This window comes from Robertmurraya mesotrionivorans, assembly GCF_050971805.1.
Taxonomy (GTDB): Bacteria; Bacillota; Bacilli; order Bacillales; family Cytobacillaceae; genus Robertmurraya_A.
In genome coordinates this window covers 369,949-387,350 of the sequence record NZ_JBPCCH010000001.1, presented here as the reverse complement: position 1 = coordinate 387,350, position 17,402 = coordinate 369,949, and the positions used below count along the sequence as shown (strand labels likewise).

Sequence of the window (17,402 nt, the reverse complement as noted above, 5' to 3'; positions counted from 1 at the left end):
AATAGGTTCGGTTCCCTATTACCATAGCCTTGGTATAAAAATAATCATACCAATGATGATGCTCACAATGGAAAAGATAAAGACTGCCGCCGCAGCCATATCCTTTGCTTTTTTTGCTAGTGGATGAAATTCCTCTGTCACTAAATCCACAAGGTTTTCTATACTCGAATTAATTAGTTCTAAGGAGATCACTCCTCCTATTGATAAGAGGAGAAACACCCACTCAACTATAGAAACTTGTAGCAAATAGCCAAGCAAGACAACTAACATTGTAAAGAAAAGATGAATTCTCATATTCCTCTCCTCTTTTACTGCCTTACTAAACCCGGATAGGGCATGCCGGAAAGAATATAGGACATGTCTCGTTTTATACTTTCTTTTATCGTCCGAGCCCGTACTCATCCAATATACTCCGTTGAAGATCAAACATTTCCTTTTCCTCTGCTTCTGTCTCATGATCATAACCTAATAAATGAAGAAAGCCATGGACAGCTAAAAAACCTAACTCACGTTCAACAGTATGCCCGTAGTCCGAAGCCTGTTCTCGAGCTCTATCAGTTGAAATAATGATATCTCCGAGTACTCTTGGCATGTTTGCACCGCTTATTTGGATTTCTCCCTCTCCGAGTTCCTCTAATGCGAAAGAAATTACATCTGTTGGCTTATCCTTACCTCTGTATTCACGGTTAATTTCTTGAATACGGTTATTATCAACAAATGTAACGGATAGCTCACAAGGGTCTGTGATTTGAAGTTTTTTTTGAGCTAAATTTAATAACTCTTCAATTTGCTCAATCGCTTTTTCTGTCATTTCATTTGTTTCATCTAAAAAATCGATACTTAAGTTCATGCTTGTTTCACCTTCTGTTTCGTAATTTCTGGATATTCAATTCGAGAATGGAAGATTCCCTTTAACGTTTCACATAGTGTATTTGAGATGATTTCTATTTCCTTGAGTGTTAAGTCACATTCATTCAGCTGCCCATCCTGTAATCGATCTGCAATAATACTTTTAACCAAGCTTTCTATTTGTTCAGGATTAGGATGTTGCATAGAACGAACGGCTGCCTCCACACTATCAGCTATTCCGATTATGGCAATTTCCTTGTTTTGAGCTTTTGGTCCAGGATAACGATAATCCTCTTCTCGCACCTCATTGCCATTTTGTTTTGCCTTGTGGTAAAAGAACTTGAGTAAAGTAGTGCCATGATGTTGTTCAGCAATATCAACAATTTCTTTAGGCATTTTGTATTGTCTTAGTAGTTCAGCACCATCTGTGGCATGTGCCACTATAATATTTTTGCTCGTTTGTGGCGGCAAGCGATCATGAGGATTTTCAATATTCATTTGATTTTCAATAAAAAATTGTGGTCTCTTTGTCTTCCCAATATCGTGATAATAGCATCCTACCCTTGCTAATAAGCCGTTTGCACCGATTGCCTCACATGCTGACTCGGCAAGATTTGCTACCATAATAGAATGATGGTAGGTTCCAGGTGCCTCCGTAAGTATTTTTCTAAGAAGCGGATGATTTGGATTTGATAATTCAATCAATCTCATCGTTGAAAGGATTCCAAATCCGGCCTCGAAAAATGGAAGGAGCCCGATGGTTAGAATCGCCGCAATAATTCCCGATGTAAAGGCACCACCAAAATAAAACGTATATTCCTTGGCATTATAGTGACCATTGTTAATAAATAACAAAGCAAAAATAATGATGATATTTATTAAAGAAACAAACATACCCGCCTGTAGAATTTTCATCCTCTGATTTTGTTTACTTAAAAACATTATGCTCGCTAAACCACTACAAATGATGTAGATGCCAATATTTACATTGAGTGAGCTTGTTATGTTTTCACTAAACAAAATGGTTCCGCAAAGAGCTAAAATAATGGTTGTTAAAATCGCTAGTCTATCGTCCACCAAAATTTTAATTAACATGGCTGCCATAGCAGCAGGAAATAAATAACCTAAATCTGAAAACTCAAATTGTTGAAGAAGGCTAATTCCTTTTAACATCACGATTGAAAGAATAAAGATAATGCTAAACAAAAGCAAGTAATTTTGCTTCATATCTCCACTCACTTTGAGTTCATGGAAGTAATAGTACAGAGCAATTACCATTACCATAACAAGAAGTGCTAATCCGATAAAAGGCAGTGTTGATTGCTGATTGTCTGTAAGGCCGACAAGCTCTAGCTGACGGAAGACTTCTCTACTAATCAGCTGATTCTCCTCAACAATTATTTGCCCTTGTAATATCTTTACTGGCTCAACACTTTCCTTCGCCTGTTCCCTCAGCTCCTGAGTAGCCTCTAAATCAAAAAATTCATTTTGAACAACTGCATATCGTCCTAATTCAATTACAGCTGCTTTTAATTGACTGCTCATAGAAGTTAGTTTCAGTTCTTCTTCTACAAGCCTCTTACTATTTTCCACTTCATCTGCTGGAATTCTTCGATTCATAACCGTATTTATAGCGGTTATGGTCACATCCTTGGCAACAGATAACTCTTCCTTGGAGGATGAGACAAGTGCTAGCAAGACAGAATCAGAAATACTTCTTGTTACCTCCTCTGTTAGCTTTCCCTTCATCTTGTCGACAACTTCATTGTCTGAAGGAGCACCCCCAGAATTTTCACTTTCTTGCCCCTGAGAAGTTCCTTCTGAAGCGTTTACTTGGTCTTGCAGCTCCTTTTTCACTTCCGTTGCTGCATCGAAGATTGAGGTAATTAAATCGACTCGATTCTCATTTGTTTCCTTTTTCATATAATAGACATCTTGAACACTGTCTTCAGCTTCTTCTCTCTTCTTTTCGGTACTCTCTTTATCAGAGATCGTTACTGGAGATCTTACGGTTTGATTCGCTATCGAAAACAAGCGTAAATCCATTTTTTCTGGCTTAACATTGGTAAACATGGAGGCATAAAGGACTAAGCCAAGGACGAGGAATAACAAGACCCGAAAAATTCGTAGATCCAATAAGCCTCTAATTTTCATCAACTGTTGTTGAATCTTTTCCACTATGACTCTCCTCCAATTCTTATCATTAAACAAAATAAATGCCACATATGTAAAATGATAACAGTTTTTCAGGGAAGATGCATCTTTTTCAAAAAACAAGAAAAAACCGTTCGTTTAATACTCGAACGGTTTACTCATTAGATTGCTTTTCGTACGCTTGGATGATTCGACCTACTAGAGGGTGTCTAACCACATCGCTTTGTTCTAAATGAATAATGGAAATCCCCTTTACGGTAGATAGAATGGACTCCGCCGCAATCAAACCTGACTTTACACCTTTCGGTAAGTCAATTTGTGTTTGATCACCGGTAATGACCATTTTAGAGCCGAATCCAAGACGGGTTAAGAACATTTTCATCTGTGCCTGTGTTGTGTTTTGTGCTTCATCTAGAATAACAAAGGCATCATCTAAGGTTCTTCCCCTCATATAGGCTAGAGGAGCAATTTCTATCGTTCCTCGTTCGATCATACGCTGTGTATGCTCCGTTCCTAAGATATCATGAAGTGCATCATATAATGGACGTAAATACGGGTCAACCTTTTCTTTTAAGTCCCCTGGTAAAAATCCAAGACTTTCTCCCGCTTCGACTGCCGGTCTCGTTAAGATAATTCGTTTTACATTTCCATTTTTCAAGGCATTCACTGCCATAACCACAGCTAAATACGTTTTTCCCGTACCTGCTGGACCAATACCAAAAACGAGATCATGCTTCTTCATCGCCGTTAAATACTGCTGCTGACCGAGAGTTTTAACTCTTATTGACTTACCTTTCGCATTTTTCGTAATTTCTTCTTCATATATGTCCTTAAAGTACTCCAATGTACCTTTTTTAGACATTTGAATGGCATACAAACAATCTCGTCCGCTAATATTAATGCCTTTTCTAATAACATACAATAGATTGCTGATAATGCTTGTAACCATTTCAACATTTTCAGTTGAACCCGACACACTTACGGTTTCACCTCTGGTTACAATCGATACACCCAATTCCTGCTCAATCATTTTAATATTTGCATCAGAATTACCTAATAGAGCTATGGCTTCATTTGGATTTTCGAGATTTACACTAATCGTTTTTAGTTCTTCTGTCATTCCGAGTCTCCTTGAGTAATTGGTTGAGGTTCTGCAATATTTTCAATTACTTGAAAATGAACAATTAAGTTAACTTTACCATTCTTGACCAATTGGCGCAAAACTTTTTCCCCTTTTATTTTAGCATCTTCAGGTAGGAGACTTTTTATATCTTTTCTAGCCATTTCTCTTGCGACAGTATATGCTTGTTTTTCCGTATATACCCTTGTCTCATTTTCACTTTCACGAATCGTGGATTGTTGGTAAGAAATCGGCAAATTCCATTTTAGGAATTTAATTGGCTTCGTATTTTCCTCTGTAACCGATTGTTTGTACTCGACCTTCCCAAACCCCAAAACAGGAATATTGAACCCACCTATAGTTATTGCATGTTTTCTTACTTCATTTCCCGTGTATACTTGAAAGTTCGTTGACAAAGGAAGTTCCACTTCTGTCCAATACCAAGTTTCACCTAAAACCTCTCCCCTTGCTGGAACGAGCTGCTCCTCTCCTTCCCTTCCAATCGTACCTGACACTAAAACTTTTCCTGGAGAAACGACTTCATTAAGAGAAACCACCGTTTTACCTTCTTCAACAAAATAGTCAACAACCGTTGCTTTCTTTTTGGCTACTAAATTTTGTGGGCCGTATTCCATTTGTTTTTCAGGTTCATTTTTTTCGACTACTTGTAAGTGGTAGGTTGTCCCCTGTAACTCCACTCCTATCCATGTTAATTCATCCATACTGTCTGTAATCGACTTTTGAATCGCATCTGGGGTACCTAAGGACCACTGAAATTTCCCCTTTTTTACTCCTATTTCATCAAGGGTTTTTCGGATCTTATATTCTGTTGCTGGGTCTGCTCCTTTAATTTCGATTCCCCATACCATGTTTGAAAGCAGGGTTATGACAATAAAAAAAAGAAAAGCACCGATAAAGAAACCAATATTTTTATATGCTCTTTTCATCAGAAAAGGAAGGCCTGTCCGTCGCTGGAACTCAATTTTACAGCCTGAGTTCCTAACAACCTTCCTAATTTTATGGGCATCATCCACTCTTATTTCAAAGCTCATGGCGTTTACGCCATGACGCTTTACTCTCCAGATTGAAACCTGCTCTCTTGTTAGCGTGTTAATAAATCTTTCAAGGCCTTTTCCTGTCACCTTTACAGATACAATTCCCGTATAGTAGTAAATCCATTGGTTCTTCATATTCTGCCTCCTTACCTTTCAGACGAAATCAATTTAAACTCTTATTCTTCAAGATAAATAACGTGTTCAATTTTCCCTTCAAGTAGAATCTCTTCTGGAAGTATCGTCTTAATGACAAATGCCTTGCCCTTTATTAACAACTGCCCTTGCTTTAAAAGCAGTCTAAGCTCTTTCTCTGAGAAAGTGAGTAAGCCACGGTGGTTCTCAATATAGATGTGGATTTGACCAATCATAGTGATGCGGGGTAAATCCATCATGACATCTTGTGGAAGATCCATTGTTTGGGTCATCCAGTTTCTTACACGTTGCCCCCACCTTTTAGCCATAAAAAAAGAACCCCCTTTCATCTCATGTTTATGAAATGAATGGGGGTTCTAGCACTACTTTTTTAAGCAAATCCTGCCGTGTTTTAGTAGTGTGAATTCGTTCTTTTTCGATGATAACCCTGTTTTGCTTTAGGTGGGCCTAAAATTTCTGACCAAATAACAGCATCCCTTAATGTCTGGCTAGACACACGGAGGTCATGATCTGTTTTTGCAGCCGATTCCACTCTCGGCTGCTGATTTAATCTTCCCGTCGTTTGACGGTCCACCTTCTTGTTTGGAGTATACAGTTGTTCTCGATTCGTGTTTTTTACTTCTTGCACTCGATTGGTGCTCAAGCTTCGTGTTTCTACAGGCTCTTTCTTTTCCATTTGTGGACGTTCAAACTTTTGTTGAAGTTCTCCAAAATCAAAGTCGATGAAAGGTTTTGATTTCTCTGATGTTTGTCCAGGGAGAAAAGGCTTTGGCTGTTTACGCTTTTGACGGTCGTCTTCCCCCGTGCCCTTCATCTGTTTATAGAAGGAAGAAATAATCCCGATCAATACAACTAAGATAAAGGGATTTTCCAATAGAAATTGCAAAGATGGACACCTCCTTGCTTTACGTCAGTAATCGTATTATTTTTTATCCGTATTTCCGTCTGGTTTACCAATAGAATCTCTCATACTCGTGTCAGCCGCAATGTTTTGGATATTTAAATAATCCATCACACCAATTTTCCCAGAAGTTAACGCCTCTGACATTGCAAGTGGTACCTTCGCTTCCGCTTCTACTACTTTTGCTCTCATTTCTTCAACGCGTGCTTTCATTTCCTGTTCCTGAGCTACTGCCATTGCTCTGCGTTCCTCTGCTTTTGCTTGAGCAATCTTTTTATCTGCTTCCGCTTGTTCCGTTTGTAATTCAGCACCAATATTCTTTCCGATATCAACATCCGCAATATCAATCGACAAAATTTCAAATGCCGTACCCGCATCTAAGCCTTTTGACAAGACGGTTTGTGAGATCATATCTGGATTTTCTAACACTTTTTTATGATTGTCAGAGGAACCGATTGTTGAAACAATCCCTTCCCCAACACGAGCTACAATTGTTTCTTCACCAGCACCACCGACTAAACGATCAATATTTGCACGCACGGTAATTCTCGCTTTTGCTTTTACCTCAATTCCATCCATTGCAACCCCTGCGATAAATGGAGTTTCAATTACCTTTGGATTTACACTCATCTGTACAGCCTCTAATACATCACGACCCGCTAAATCAATCGCTGCCGCACGTTCGAAAGATAATTCGATATTGGCGCGGTGAGCGGCAATTAATGCATTAACCACTCTATCTACATTACCACCTGCTAAGTAATGGCTTTCTAGTTGATTGGTTGTAACATCCAAGCCTGCTTTATGCGCCTTAATTAAAGGGTTGATTACTCTACTTGGAATAACTCGACGTAATCTCATTCCAATCAGTGTAAAAATGCTTACCTTAACACCTGCAGCAAGCGCTGAAATCCAGAGCATAACTGGTACAAACGTGAGCAAAACAGATAATAAAACAATTCCTAATACAACTAAAACAATAACAAATATCGTTCCAGATCCTAAAATCATTCTTCTTCCTCCTTAGACAATGGTTCTGTTAACTCTCTAACAACTATTCTAGCTCCTTCAGATTTGACAATCTTTACTCTCTTATCTTTCCCAATAAAACTCCCCTCACTAACCACATCAATACGCTCATCATCTAAAACAATGGTACCTGCTGGACGTAATGCCGTGAGAGTCATTCCCTCTTTCCCTACGATCTCCGGTCGATTTTTATTTGAAACGTAACCGGCTTCGCTTTTTGTGGAGTCAGTTAGAATAATCCTTCTAAAGAATTTCATCTTTTTACCAAACACCTTTACCATTAAGATAGACGCTAATACGGAAATACTTAATGCAATGAGAATCGAGATTCCCATATGAACAACATTATCCGTGGCTAGAAACAAACTTGCTAAAATGGCCGCTAGACCAAAAATACCTGCAATTCCACCAGGTAAAAACAACTCCAGCAATATGAGTCCAATCCCTATCACAAATAGGATTAATGTTTCAAAACCAGCTAATCCTGCCACTAAATGTCCGTAGAAGAATAGTAGCAACGATGAAAGTCCCATAAATCCTGGGATTCCAAACCCTGGTGAGTATAATTCAAGGATTAAGCCAAGACTACCAATCGATAGCAAAATCGGAACAACGACAGGATGAGTGATGAATCGTGCAACTTTTTCTGCAAAGCTCGCTTCTACATCTACGAGTTTGGCGCCAGAAAGATCAAGTACTGAAAGTAAATCCTCTAGGCTGGTAACCGTCCCTTCTGAATATCCCACTTCCTCTGCCTGATCTGCAGTCAATGTTAACAACTTTCCTGTTGGTGCCCCATACTCAGGCAAGTCTACTTCACGATCAGCCATCGCTAGCGCATAGATGGGATCCCGACCGCTTTGTTCCGCGGCAGCTTTCATGGCACTTAGCCAGTAGGATTGAGCCTTTTCATCAGCAGCATTTCCTGCTTGGTCAATGACTGCAGCCGAACCAATGGTTCCACTTGGCACCATATAAATCTCATCCATATTGAGTGAAATATACGCTCCTGCTGATAACGCTTGATTGTCAACAAACGCAATGGTTTTTATATTCGTCGCCGACAGTAATTGGCCTATTTTCCCTGCCGCATCGACAGCGCCTCCTGGTGTATTGATTGTAAAAATGATTGCCTTTGCATTTTCTTCTTCAGCCTCTTTTACAGCTCTCGATAAGAAGGCGTAAAGACCTTTCTCAACTGTTTCTTCCACAGGTACTACATATACAGCTTCGCCTTGAGCTCCTCCTTTAAGCGGAAGGATCGACAATATACCAACCATAAAAAAAGAAATGACCATGATCCATCGACAAAGCTTCACCCATTTCCCTCCTTCCTCACTTGATGCATAGTATGTATACGGATGCTCCTGCAAAAAGGTTTCAAATCTTAATCAGTTTCTTTATACAAAGTATATGTAAAAAGACTGCAGAATCCCTGCAGTCTTTAAAGCATGTTTATTATGAAAGGTGTTGTTGTACAAGTTTATTAACAAGTGATCCATCAGCCTTGCCTTTTACTTTAGGCATTAGTACTGCCATCACTTTTCCCATCTCAGCCTTTGTAGAAGCACCTGTTTCTAATATCGCCGCTTTCACTATATCGGAAAGTTCCTCTTCCGTTAGCTGTTTTGGCATATATTCGACTATATACGATAATTCAGTACGTAGTTTCTCAACTAGGTCATCACGACCTGCTTTTTCAAATTCATGGAGGGAATCCTTGCGTTGCTTTACTTCGCGAGAAAGGACAGTTAACTCTTCGTTCTCGGATAATTCCTGGCCAGTTTTAATAGCTTCATTTTGCAACGAAGCTTTGACCATCCGAATAACGGAAAGTTTATCTTTTTCTTTGTTTTTCATCGCTTGCTTCATATCATTATTTAAACGCTCGAGAAGACTCATTTACACACCCTCTCTTACCACTTACGTTTTCTAGCAGCTTCAGACTTTTTCTTACGCTTAACGCTAGGCTTTTCGTAGAATTCGCGCTTTCTAGCTTCTTGTATAGTACCTGACTTAGATACAGTACGTTTGAAGCGACGAAGAGCATCTTCAAGCGATTCGTTTTTACGAACAACGGTTTTAGACATTCTCTTTCCCTCCCTCCGAACACAACACACTTACAACAAACAACATGGAAATTCCATGTACTTTGCAATTATAATATAACAGTGAAACAAGGTCAACTGTAATTCTACTAGCTATCGTCCATTTATGAATAAAACTTTAAAATATCATATTTTCTTACGGATACTTAGCATGTCCCACATCCCTTTGCAATAAAGATGTAAAAGGAGGGAAAAGCATGGTAAGTGTTCTTTTATTTTGTATCTTCATTGTATTATTTATTTTTGGTATGACCATTTTGCGAACGGGTTTATTTAATTTATCCGCAGATTCACTTAAAAAATGGCTTGTAAAATTAACCGATCGCACATGGAAGGGACTTTTAGCATCCATTATCATTACGGGAGCTCTACAAAGCAGCTCAGCTGTCATGGTCATGACGATCGGGTTGATTTCTGCTGGGTTGTTAACGTTTCGCCAATCTATTGGGATCATACTTGGAACCAATATTGGCACAACCTTTACTACAGAATTTATCACATTCCAAATCGACTCTTTTCTTGTACCAATGGCTATTTTAGGAGCCTTACTTATTTTCATGAAAAATAAAAATGCAAATGCCTTTGGTTTAATACTCCTGGGAATGGCAACGGTTTTTTCGGCAATGAGTGGCTTTAAATATCTAGCAAAGCCCTTATCTAGTTTACCGATCATCCAACAATTGATTATTGATATGAATGAAAGCCACTTACTTAGTGTTGGTGTGGGGGCTGTCATTACAGCTCTTATTCACTCAAGCTCTGCTACGACAGGTATTATTATGGGGTTCCTATCAAGTCAGTTACTAACGATTGGTGCAGGTATAGCCGTCATGCTTGGAGCTAATATTGGAACCTGTGTAACTGGGTATGTGGCTAGTATCGGCGGGGGCAAAGAGGCTCGTCTATGCGCGTATTCTCATATATGGTTAAATGTAATCGGGGTGATGGCCTTTTTCCCATTCATCGCATATCTTGCAAGCATAGCAGGTAGCCTAGCTCAAGAGCCTGATGTACAACTGGCTCATATTAGCGTCCTGTTTAACGTAATCTCTTCTCTACTTGTCCTTCCATTCGCCAGCCATTTTGCGACATTTGTTACGAAATTACATGGTAAAAAATAAAAACATGCCGGGTGGCATGTTTTTATTTTTAATAGTCACTATTGGAAACTAATCCTTTTACAATAGCAATGCCTGAGCTAGCTCCGATACGAGTTGCACCAGCTTCAATCATATTTTTTGCGTCTTCCGCACTTCTTACTCCACCTGAAGCTTTTACACCAATTGTAGGTCCAACCGTCTTACGCATTAGTGCAATATCATCAACCGTTGCGCCACCAGTTGAAAAGCCTGTAGATGTTTTGACAAAATCAGTACCTGCACTTACAGCTAGCTTACATGCACGAACCTTTTCCTCTTCCGTTAAAAGAGATGTTTCAATAATAACCTTTGTTAAAGCTTTACCTTTAGCAGCGTTAACAACAGCTTGAATATCTTTTTCTACCAAAGAGTCATCTCCATTCTTTAGCGCACCGATATTGATAACCATATCTACCTCGGTCGCACCATTTTCAATGGCGTTCGTTGTTTCAAATGCTTTTGTTTCTGGTGTATTGGCTCCCAATGGAAAACCGATGACTGTACAAACATCCACACCCGTTCCCTTTAGTAATTCACTAGCATAAGCCACCCAAGTTGGGTTTACACATACAGAAGCAAATTGATATTCTTTTGCTTCAGCACATAATTGTTCAATTTGGTCTTTTGTTGCTTCAGCTTTTAACAAAGTGTGATCAATCATTTTCGCGATTTCTTTCATCATATACACTCCAATTCGAAAATTATATCGCTGCTTGTTCTGCTGATCTAACATACTCATCAAGCACACGGACAAATTGACCTTCATTGTAAGGGTAACCAGCTTTTGTAATTTTCACCTTTACAATTTGTCCAATCATTTCTTCAGTCCCTTTAAATATAACCTTTAAATAATTATCTGTATATCCTTCATACATTCCTTCACCGTTTTTTGAACGTTCTTCAGGAATTACTTCGAGTACTTCCCCTTCAAATTGTGAAGCATACTCTTTAGCTAATTGATCAGATAAAGATATCAATCGATGTACACGCTCATTTTTAACTTCTTCATCCACTTGGTCATCCATTCTAGCAGCAGGTGTACCTGTACGTTTAGAATATGGGAATACGTGCAGTTCAGAAAATTTATGATCCTTGATAAATTGATAAGTTTCCATAAATTCTTCTTCTGTTTCACCAGGGAAGCCAACGATTACGTCAGAAGTGACCGCAAGACCTGGTAGAGCCTCCTTCAGTCGGTTTAAGCGCTCGCCAAAGAATTCCATCGTGTACTTACGGCGCATTCTTTTTAACACCGTGTTAGAACCTGATTGCAATGGAATATGAAGATGTCTAACTATTACATTAGAGTCATTCATTACTTGAATCACTTCATCAGTAATTTGACTTGCTTCAATAGAAGAAATTCTTAGTCTCTCAAGCCCAATCACTTCTTTTTCTAAATCTTTTAATAACATGGCAAGATTATAATCCTTCATATCTTCACCATATCCACCTGTGTGAATACCAGTTAATACGATTTCTTTATAACCGGCATCAACTAGCTGCTGTGCTTGTTTTATCACTTCCTTTGGATCACGTGATCTCATTAATCCACGAGCCCAAGGAATGATACAAAACGTACAGAAGTTATTGCAGCCTTCCTGAATCTTTAAAGAAGCACGAGTGCGGTCCGTAAAGGCAGGAACATCTAATTCCTCGTAAACACGATTTTTCATAATATTACCAACCGCATTAATTGGTTGTCTTTCTTCCTTAAAGCGTTCGATATATTCAAGCATCTTCACACGGTCCTGTGTTCCAACAACAATATCTACACCTGGAATTGCCATAATTTCAGCAGGAGACGTTTGTGCATAACAGCCTGTTACACAAATAACTGCGTCCGGATTTTTACGAATCGCACGTCTGATTACTTGACGACTCTTTTTATCACCTGTGTTTGTTACTGTACAAGTATTGATGACATAAACATCTGAAGTTGATTCATAGTCTACTCTCTCATATCCCTGTTCTTGAAATAGCTGCCAAATGGCTTCTGTTTCGTAATGATTTACCTTACAACCTAATGTATGAAATGCAACTGATGGCATATTGTTCACCTCAATAGTTCAAATTGATAAGAAATAACTGACAGCACGTATAAGGGTGCTGTCTCTGTACGTAAAATTCTAGGACCAAGCCCACAGGACCGGAACCCTTCTTGGGTAAGCAACTCAACTTCTGATTCTGTTAGTCCGCCTTCCGGACCGAACACAATTAAGACACTGTCATCATTCTTCATCTCTTGAAGAGTGCGAGCGAGAGTCGAGCGCTCTCCTTGCTTTGCTTCTTCCTCATAAGCAATTAATTTATACGTATAGTCTTTTGAAAGACTAATAAGCTTTGCTAAATTAAGAGGAGTTACAACAGTTGGCACGATCCGTCGGTGCGACTGCTCTGCTGCCTCCTTTGCAATCCTTTGCCAACGGTCTACTTTTTTATCAGCCTTTTTTTCATCCCATTTTACTACCGATCTAGCAGTTGTTACTGGGACGAAAGAATAGGCACCTAATTCAGTGCCTTTTTGTATGATCCACTCTAGCTTGTCACCTTTAGGAAGACCACTTGCAATCGTCACACGAACGGGAAGTTCAGAAGACACTACCTCCCATTGTACAACGTCTGCAACGACTTGTTCATCGGTAATTTCTGCAATTTGGCAAATAGCCCCTTCTCCTTTGGAAGTCGTACAAATGATTTGATCGTTAATCTTTAATCTCATCACCTTCACAATGTGTCTGAAATCGTCACCCTTTATGACAAATCGTCCTTCCGTTGTCTGATCAACAAAATATCGTTGCACACGCTACACCTTCTTTATTCATGTATAAAGGGGGATACCCCCCTTCACATTATTGCCTCTTTGCAATCATCGCAATCCAATCTTCCATTTGGATCGTCTCTATTATTTCAAACCCAGAGCGCTCAATTGCTGCCCTAACCTCATCTTTTTTCTGTAGAATGATACCTGAAGAAATAAAATAACCGTCATTTTTTACAACTCTTGCTACATCATCAGTAAATCGAACAATCACTTCGGCTAAAATATTTGCAACTACCACATCTGCCTGTTGGTCCACACCGTCAAGTAAATTGTTTTGAGCGACGGTTACTACTTCATGTGTTTTATTCAGCTTGCTATTAATCTTTGCTGATTTAACAGCCACTTCGTCTAAATCTAGAGCGAGGACTGAGCTTGCACCTAACATGGCTGATGCAATACTTAATACACCTGTTCCCGTTCCAACGTCGACAACATGGTCACCTTCTCTAACCGTTCTTTCTAACGCCTGTATACACATAACCGTCGTCGGATGCGTCCCTGTACCAAATGCCATTCCTGGATCCAATTCAATAATTAATTCATCACTTGAAACTGGAGTATATTCTTCCCACGTAGGTACAATGGTAAATCGTTCAGAAATTTTCACTGGATGATAATACTTCTTCCATGCGGTTGCCCATTCCTCTTCATTCACTTCACTGACCGTTACGGTATTTCTTCCAATATCAATATTATGAATGCTTAGGTTGTTAATGGATTCTTTTATTGCATCAACCGTTTCTCCCAAGAAGCTTGTAACCGGTAAATATGCTTTAACCATTACTCCTTCATCCGGATAATCTTTAGGATTGAGTTGGTAGATTTCACCGAATTGGTCTTCCCTTTCTTTCACAAGCTCTAATGGATCCTCAATAACCACTCCACTTGCTCCTGCCTCATGCAATATATTTGAGATCGGTTCTATTGCCTCATTTGTTGTATGAATGCAAAGTTCTGACCATTTCATACTACCAACTCCTATTCCTTTTATTCGCCTTTAAATGCTCTCTTTACTTTTGAAAAAAAACCTTCTTCATGCTCACCTTGAGGTACGCTTCCACTTACCTCTGCAAACTCATGAAGCAATTGCTTTTGCTTTTCAGTTAATTTCGTTGGTGTTAAGATTCGAATAATAATATGCTGATCACCTGTACCATAGCCTCTTACGTTTGGAACACCTTTTCCTTTCAATCGGAATTTGGTTCCTGTTTGTGTACCCGCTGGCACTTTCAGTTTTACTTTCCCGTGTAATGTTGGTACTTCCACTTCATCACCTAGTGCGGCTTGAACAAAAGTAATCGGCATTTCACAATAGATATCGTCTCCATCACGTTCAAAGAACTCATGCGAACGGACATGGAATACAACATATAAATCTCCTGCCGGTCCACCATTCACTCCAGGTTCACCTTGTCCAGCAACACGAAGCTGTTGACCATCATCAATACCTGCAGGAATCTTTACATGAATCTTACGACGCTTCTGCACTTTCCCTGTTCCACCACATGTTGAACACTTGTCTTTAATCTGTTTCCCAGTTCCGCTACAGTAATGACAGACTCGACGATTCACAATCCGACCAAACGGTGTGTTTTGCTCCACATTCAACTGACCAGACCCATGACAGTGACTACAAGTATCTGGCTTCGTACCTGGTTTTGCTCCAGATCCGTGACATGTTTCACAATTTTCTTCTCTCGGTATTTCTAAATCGGTTTCCTTTCCGAAAACTGCTTCCTCAAAGCTAAGGGTCATTGTATATTGGAGGTCGGCTCCTTGTCTTGGTGCATTAGGATCTCTTCTTCTTGAACCGCCACCGCCAAAGAACGTGCTAAATATATCCTCAAAACCGCCAAAACCACCAAAGTCTCCTCCACCAAAACCTTGGTTAGGATCGGTGTGACCAAATTGATCATAGTGTGCTTTCTTTTGGTCGTCACTTAATACCTCATATGCTTCTTTTACCTCTTTGAACTTTTCATCCGCATCTGGTTCCTTATTAATATCAGGATGATATTTTTTCGATAGCTTTCGGTACGCCTTTTTTATCTCATCCTTTGAAGCACTTTTACTGACTCCAAGTACCTCATAGTAGTCCCTTTTACTCATGATTGCCCACTCCCCGAATCATTTCACATAAAGGTTATTTTAACATTACCATTCAACCCAAAGCAATGAAAAAGCCAAAGTCGCTTGGATTTGACTTTGACTTTTTCTAAGCTAGTTAGCCTAAACTTATTTATCGTCTTTTACTTCCTCAAATTCTGCATCAACGACATTGTCATCCTTGCCACTTTCGCCTGCTTGACCTCCAGCTGCTTGAGCTTGCTTAGCTGCTTCTTCGTATAGCTTAACCGTTAAATTTTGAACGATTTCTTGAAGAGCATCTTTTTTCGCACGAATTTCTTCTAATTCGTTTTTCTCAATGGCAGCCTTTAGTGCATCCTTTGCTTCATTTGCTGAAGCTACTTCAGACGCGTCTACTTTTCCTTCAAGGTCTTTCAGAGTTTTTTCAGTTGTAAATACAAGCTGATCCGCTTCATTGCGAAGTTCTACTTCTTCTTTACGCTTCTTATCAGCTTCTGCATTTTCTTCTGCTTCTCTTACCATCTTTTGAATTTCTTCATCCGATAGACCAGTTGAAGACTTGATCGTAATTGTTTGTTCTTTGTTTGTTCCTAAATCCTTTGCACGAACGTTTACGATACCATTTTTATCAATATCAAATGATACTTCAATTTGTGGAATACCACGTGGTGCTGGTGGAATGTCCGTTAATTGGAAACGACCAAGTGTTTTGTTATCAGCCGCCATTGGACGCTCACCTTGAAGAACATGGATATCAACAGCTGTTTGGCTATCTGCCGCAGTTGAGAATACTTGTGACTTTGAAGTTGGAATCGTCGTATTGCGATCAATTAACTTCGTAAATACACCACCCATTGTTTCAATACCAAGTGATAATGGAGTTACGTCAAGAAGAACAACATCTTTTACGTCACCAGAGATAACTCCACCTTGAATAGCAGCACCCATTGCAACTACTTCATCTGGATTTACGCCTTTATGTGGCTCTTTTCCTGTTTCACGCTTAATTGCTTCTTGTACCGCAGGAATACGAGTTGAACCACCAACTAGTATAACTTTATCAAGTTCAGCAGGTGTTAAACCAGCATCTCTTAAAGCTTGGCGAGTCGGACCCATTGTTCTTTCTACAAGGCTTGCAGATAGTTCTTCAAATTTCGCTCTAGATAATGTCACTTCCAAGTGAAGTGGACCAGCTTCCCCAGCCGTGATAAACGGAAGAGAAATTTGAGTTGTCGTAACACCAGAAAGGTCTTTCTTCGCCTTTTCTGCCGCATCCTTTAAGCGTTGAAGCGCCATTTTATCTTTAGAAAGATCAATGCCATTTTCCTTTTTGAATTGCTCAACTAGATAATCGATAATCACTTGGTCAAAGTCATCTCCACCAAGACGATTATCACCTGCTGTTGATTTTACTTCAAATACACCATCACCTAATTCCAAAATAGACACGTCAAATGTTCCGCCCCCAAGGTCGTAAACAAGAATCGTTTGATCATCGTCCATTTTGTCTAAACCATAAGCAAGTGCTGCTGCAGTTGGCTCGTTGATAATACGTTCTACTTCTAGTCCTGCAATTTTCCCAGCATCTTTTGTTGCTTGACGCTCTGCATCGTTAAAATAAGCTGGAACGGTAATTACAGCCTTTGAAACAGGCTCTCCAAGATAGTCTTCTGCGTACGCTTTAAGATGTTGAAGAATGATTGCAGATACCTCTTGTGGTGTATAATCCTTTCCTTCAATCGTTTCTTTATGGCTAGTACCCATATGACGCTTGATGGACATGATTGTATTTGGATTTGTAATTGCTTGACGCTTTGCTACTTCACCAACTTGACGCTCACCATTTTTGAAAGCAACAACAGATGGTGTTGTGCGGTTTCCTTCTGCATTAGGAATGACCTTAGGCTCTCCACCTTCAAGTACAGACACACATGAGTTTGTTGTCCCTAAGTCAATACCAATGATTTTACTCATAAAAATAA

Annotated in this window: 18 protein-coding genes; 1 reads left to right on the top strand and 17 read right to left on the bottom strand. The window is 39.5% G+C overall.

Features of this window, described 5'->3' with window-relative positions; translation table 11 throughout:
• Positions 1-18: 18 nt before the first annotated feature.
• The 11 genes from ACRX5O_RS01915 to rpsU all read right to left on the bottom strand — a co-directional run bounded on the left by ACRX5O_RS01915 (position 19) and on the right by rpsU (position 9,351).
• Complete coding sequence (locus ACRX5O_RS01915) at positions 19-402, bottom strand: diacylglycerol kinase family protein (protein WP_433904379.1); 384 nt, start codon at positions 400-402, stop codon at positions 19-21.
• Positions 380-850 (bottom strand): rRNA maturation RNase YbeY, encoded by a 471-nt coding sequence (gene ybeY, locus ACRX5O_RS01910; protein WP_433904378.1) that lies wholly within the window; start codon positions 848-850, stop codon positions 380-382. The genes ACRX5O_RS01915 and ybeY overlap by 23 nt, the downstream gene beginning before the upstream one ends.
• Positions 847-3,027 (bottom strand): HD family phosphohydrolase, encoded by a 2,181-nt coding sequence (locus ACRX5O_RS01905; protein ID WP_433904377.1) that lies wholly within the window; start codon positions 3,025-3,027, stop codon positions 847-849. Before ACRX5O_RS01905 ends, ybeY begins: the two co-directional genes overlap by 4 nt.
• A 130-nt stretch (positions 3,028-3,157) precedes the next feature.
• The gene (locus tag ACRX5O_RS01900) at positions 3,158-4,123 is read right to left on the bottom strand and encodes a PhoH family protein (RefSeq protein ID WP_433904376.1); all 966 of its coding nucleotides are present in this window, start codon (positions 4,121-4,123) and stop codon (positions 3,158-3,160) included.
• Entirely contained in the window at positions 4,120-5,313 is a 1,194-nt protein-coding gene (gene yqfD / locus ACRX5O_RS01895) for a sporulation protein YqfD (protein WP_433904375.1), read from the bottom strand. The genes ACRX5O_RS01900 and yqfD overlap by 4 nt, the downstream gene beginning before the upstream one ends.
• A 41-nt stretch (positions 5,314-5,354) precedes the next feature.
• The gene (yqfC, locus tag ACRX5O_RS01890; RefSeq protein WP_119709176.1) at positions 5,355-5,639 is read right to left on the bottom strand and encodes a sporulation protein YqfC; all 285 of its coding nucleotides are present in this window, start codon (positions 5,637-5,639) and stop codon (positions 5,355-5,357) included.
• Between the two features lie 83 nt (positions 5,640-5,722).
• Complete coding sequence (locus ACRX5O_RS01885; RefSeq protein ID WP_433904374.1) at positions 5,723-6,217, bottom strand: YqfB family membrane protein; 495 nt, start codon at positions 6,215-6,217, stop codon at positions 5,723-5,725.
• 36 nt (positions 6,218-6,253) lie between these two features.
• Positions 6,254-7,243, bottom strand: coding sequence for a flotillin-like protein FloA (floA, locus tag ACRX5O_RS01880; protein WP_162927789.1), 990 nt, complete (start codon positions 7,241-7,243; stop codon positions 6,254-6,256).
• Complete coding sequence (locus ACRX5O_RS01875) at positions 7,240-8,559, bottom strand: NfeD family protein (RefSeq protein WP_433904743.1); 1,320 nt, start codon at positions 8,557-8,559, stop codon at positions 7,240-7,242. Before ACRX5O_RS01875 ends, floA begins: the two co-directional genes overlap by 4 nt.
• A gap of 160 nt (positions 8,560-8,719) precedes the next feature.
• Positions 8,720-9,163, bottom strand: a complete 444-nt coding sequence (locus ACRX5O_RS01870) for a GatB/YqeY domain-containing protein (protein WP_119709178.1) — start codon at positions 9,161-9,163, stop codon at positions 8,720-8,722.
• Positions 9,164-9,177: 14 nt separating this feature from the next.
• On the bottom strand, positions 9,178-9,351 hold the full coding sequence (gene rpsU / locus ACRX5O_RS01865) for a 30S ribosomal protein S21 (RefSeq protein WP_019154564.1): 174 nt from the start codon (positions 9,349-9,351) through the stop codon (positions 9,178-9,180).
• 215 nt (positions 9,352-9,566) lie between these two features.
• Here rpsU and ACRX5O_RS01860 point away from each other — a divergent pair, with 215 nt between their 5' ends.
• Positions 9,567-10,490, top strand: a complete 924-nt coding sequence (locus ACRX5O_RS01860; protein WP_433904373.1) for a Na/Pi symporter — start codon at positions 9,567-9,569, stop codon at positions 10,488-10,490.
• 28 nt (positions 10,491-10,518) lie between these two features.
• Here the strand turns inward: ACRX5O_RS01860 and deoC are convergent, their stop codons facing one another.
• The 6 genes from deoC to dnaK all read right to left on the bottom strand — a co-directional run bounded on the left by deoC (position 10,519) and on the right by dnaK (position 17,394).
• On the bottom strand, positions 10,519-11,190 hold the full coding sequence (gene deoC / locus ACRX5O_RS01855; RefSeq protein ID WP_433904372.1) for a deoxyribose-phosphate aldolase: 672 nt from the start codon (positions 11,188-11,190) through the stop codon (positions 10,519-10,521).
• Positions 11,191-11,209: 19 nt separating this feature from the next.
• Positions 11,210-12,559 carry a tRNA (N(6)-L-threonylcarbamoyladenosine(37)-C(2))-methylthiotransferase MtaB gene (gene mtaB, locus ACRX5O_RS01850; protein ID WP_433904371.1) on the bottom strand — a complete coding sequence of 450 codons (1,350 nt, stop codon included), beginning with the start codon at positions 12,557-12,559 and terminating at the stop codon, positions 11,210-11,212.
• A gap of 5 nt (positions 12,560-12,564) precedes the next feature.
• Complete coding sequence (locus ACRX5O_RS01845; RefSeq protein ID WP_433904370.1) at positions 12,565-13,311, bottom strand: 16S rRNA (uracil(1498)-N(3))-methyltransferase; 747 nt, start codon at positions 13,309-13,311, stop codon at positions 12,565-12,567.
• A gap of 49 nt (positions 13,312-13,360) precedes the next feature.
• The gene (gene prmA / locus ACRX5O_RS01840) at positions 13,361-14,299 is read right to left on the bottom strand and encodes a 50S ribosomal protein L11 methyltransferase (RefSeq protein ID WP_433904369.1); all 939 of its coding nucleotides are present in this window, start codon (positions 14,297-14,299) and stop codon (positions 13,361-13,363) included.
• Between the two features lie 20 nt (positions 14,300-14,319).
• Positions 14,320-15,441, bottom strand: a complete 1,122-nt coding sequence (gene dnaJ / locus ACRX5O_RS01835) for a molecular chaperone DnaJ (protein WP_433904368.1) — start codon at positions 15,439-15,441, stop codon at positions 14,320-14,322.
• Between the two features lie 126 nt (positions 15,442-15,567).
• Positions 15,568-17,394 (bottom strand): molecular chaperone DnaK, encoded by a 1,827-nt coding sequence (gene dnaK / locus ACRX5O_RS01830; protein ID WP_433904367.1) that lies wholly within the window; start codon positions 17,392-17,394, stop codon positions 15,568-15,570.
• Positions 17,395-17,402 lie beyond the last annotated feature (8 nt).